Genomic DNA, 1,759 nt, shown 5'->3' on the forward strand with positions numbered 1-1,759 from the left:
GCTGATTCGGATCCCAAGGTTTAGTAACGAAGGCATAAATTTGGGCATCATTGATTGATTTTATCGTAGAGTCTAGGTCTGCATAACCTGTCAGCAGAATACGTTCGGCTGCTGGACGTATTTTTTTGGCTCGAACTAAAAAATCAGCACCACTCATTTGTGGCATGCGCATGTCGCAAATGATGACATCGAAGCGTGTTATGCTCAGGATTTCGATAGCTTCAATGGGGTTCGTTTCGCAAATGATTTCGAAGTCGTTCGAACGAAAAAGACGCCTCAAAGAATCTAGGATCTGCTCCTCATCATCAACTACAAGAATCTTAAAAAGGCCTTTTTTACTCATAATTACCTATAAGAAGTTCGATATAACCGTCAAATTTTAAACCGTTCGTCGTAAGGCTAGTACATAATCAAGTGTTTACTACTAATTAGAACAGTATCAGGAATTAAATTATGCCTTCTGCTAACGCGATCGACATTCCCTCAGCAAGTTCTGATACCTGCTCGTTAAATGCGTCTTGGTAGTCACCCCTCAGAACCAAAGGTTCTTGTACCCAACGCCATCTAAGCCCTGTGATAATTGTTTGTAAGGCCTTGACCGTGCCAGTGCCATCGTGTCCTGCGCGAACAATCGCCGCGACCGGCAAACCTTGTTTTTTCTCAAGTACGGGGTAGTAGCAACGATCGAACATGTCTTTCATCGCTCCAGACATGTAGCTGAGATTTTCTGGTGTGAAAAGAATGACAGCGTCTGCTTGAATGATGTGCTCTGGAGTGGTCTCGAATGCAGATAAGCTAGTTACAATGCACTGGCTTTTGTTACTTGCATCGTTGATTGTTTTAAGAAGTGTTTGAGTATTTGGTGAAGGGGCGTGGGCAATGATAAGAAGATGTTTGTCCATACCATAACTCTTTAGCGACATTAGATATTAAAGGCTCAGAGTATCGATACACTGACCCTTTGGCAATAAGCATAGAACGAGAAATATATTAGGCGTGGCTATTTGCAACGGCGGCCATTGCCGCGTCGCCGTCACAGTCATGTCCTTGCCCGTTAAGAACGCTCGCTAGGGCTTAGATATACAGCTCTACACATTCGATAAACTAAACGCGCGAGATGGTCGAAAAGGACGACGGCGGGGTTGTTAAACAGCTGTTCTCGGCGACATTGGGAGTTAAGTGACATGTCAAGGTTCCGAGGGTAGATTCAGATGTGGAGCCAAGTGTAGGGCTATAATATCGCGTTGAATTAGTCTATTGCTAACTCGGAACAACGTTTATGGCAGTTTGGTTACCAATTACCGCATTACTCCCCTTTTCACTAGGATATGTAAGCGCCGTTTTCATCTCGCGACAGAAATTTGCTAAATAGCTCGATAGCGCATTAGTAGGTCTGCGGGACGAGAGTAGATCGTGCTATTGGCAAAATAACTTACTGGAACAGTCCGATGCGGATGTCTCATACAAATGTTCTCAATTGGAGAAAGACAATAGCAGTGCGTTTGAGCAGCTTGAGCGTTACAAAGCCTCGTAACAATATGTTTTTTATTGACATAGTCTAGTTCGTTTTAATTGACCAGTCAGCAATGGCCATGCGCAGCGCTGCTGTCCTTTTATGTCCTTTTATAGCTTATGGTTGCCCACGCCTGATTGGATGATTACCTTGTCAAAAGCTATCTCTCAATCTTGCACACAAGACTTTTACCTGCAGCCTCGCCCAAGAACGAAGGTGTAAAATTCATAAAAATTTCGAAATACA

The 1,759-nt window shown here is 43.5% G+C and carries 2 protein-coding genes; both read right to left on the bottom strand.

Annotated features, from left to right (window positions below; genetic code table 11):
* Positions 1-343 (bottom strand): response regulator (locus tag A3738_RS04365; protein WP_156503947.1); only part of this gene is annotated, 343 nt, incomplete at its 3' end.
* Positions 344-446: 103 nt separating this feature from the next.
* On the bottom strand, positions 447-902 hold the full coding sequence (locus tag A3738_RS04370) for a flavodoxin family protein (protein ID WP_068476255.1): 456 nt from the start codon (positions 900-902) through the stop codon (positions 447-449).
* Between the last annotated feature and the right edge of the window lie 857 nt (positions 903-1,759).

This window comes from Oleiphilus sp. HI0066 (genome assembly GCF_001635725.1).

What these genes read in the sequence shown, in the direction of transcription:
- A3738_RS04370 (WP_068476255.1), bottom strand. Translation starts at nt 902, where the DNA reads ATGGACAAACATCTTCTTATCATTGCCCACGCCCCTTCACCAAATACT.